Consider the following 1,057-nt stretch of genomic DNA (forward strand, 5'->3'; position numbering starts at 1 on the left):
CGCCCGAGCCGCGGGCAGCAGTGGGCGGCGAGCCGACATCAGCCCCGAGCCCGGCACCGACGCGGTCCGGGAGCATGTCATGACGTGGGTGGCCAGCGATGTCTGGCAGATGCAGCACATGGCCGCCATCGACGTCGCGCGCCGGATGCGCCGGGTGACTCATACACCCTCCTTTGAGCCCGAACCGTGGATGGTGGCCCAGTTCGAGCGCAACCTGAGCGCATTGTGGATCCGGGCCGGCAATATCGCCGACGCGATCGGCCTCACCGTCGATGAATCCGCCGGAATGTGGGCCCGCACCAGCAGCGAGTGGCAGCGACTCCTGGCCGCCACCGCCCACACCTACGACGCCGACGCAGTGGAGGAACGCTGGCGCGTCTACGCCCGTCCCGGCATCGAGACCAGCGCCATACGCGACGCCACGGAGATCACCCTGCGTGTGGATGTCGCCCTGTCCGAGCAGCCGGTGCGCATCCCCGCGCCGCACGCCATGAAGACCGCCGCAGCGGCAGCGTTCCTAACCCATTCCTCCGCCGGCGCTGACGCCGACCCCATCACCGACGCGATCGACCGCGCGCTGCCCGCCGAGGCCGACCACACCCGGTGGGGCACACCCACACCCACCGGCCCACCACAGCATCCTGGGTCCGATCTCGATCACGGGGCCCAGCTATGAGCCACGCCTGCCCACACCCAGATCCACGGACTCCCAGCGGGTTCACCCGCCAGAAGAGGTAACAACCATGACCAACCCCGGTCCCGCAGTATCGATGGAGCAGTGGCAGGCGAAGTTGCTGGCCCGCATCGACAGACTGGCACGCACCTACGCGTTGGTGCAGACGCGTGGTTTCGGCGGCTACGACGGTAGTGACGGCACCCCGGAGCAGGAGTGGCGTTCGCATCTGGACGCGTTGGAAGCCGAACGCGAAGCGATCGAACAGCTGGCTATCGAACTCGGTATCCCACCCCAATGGGTCGAACGCGCCCGCACCAACGGTGCCGAAGCAGCCCAACTCTCGTCCCCCACAACGGAAACCGAGCCCGTGTCCGCGAACCC

Annotated in this window: 2 protein-coding genes; both read left to right on the forward strand. The window is 68.3% G+C overall.

Annotation, left to right across the window (positions count from 1 at the left end; genetic code table 11):
- A partial coding sequence (locus tag NA3_RS35365) for a hypothetical protein (RefSeq protein ID WP_218021967.1) occupies positions 1–676 on the forward strand: 676 nt, incomplete at its 5' end.
- Positions 677–743: 67 nt separating this feature from the next.
- Positions 744–1,057: hypothetical protein (locus NA3_RS35370; protein WP_157126678.1), on the forward strand; the 314-nt coding region annotated here is incomplete at its 3' end.

It is taken from the genome of Nocardia africana NBRC 100379 (assembly GCF_001612635.1).
GTDB classification, from domain to species: domain Bacteria; phylum Actinomycetota; class Actinomycetes; order Mycobacteriales; family Mycobacteriaceae; genus Nocardia; species Nocardia africana.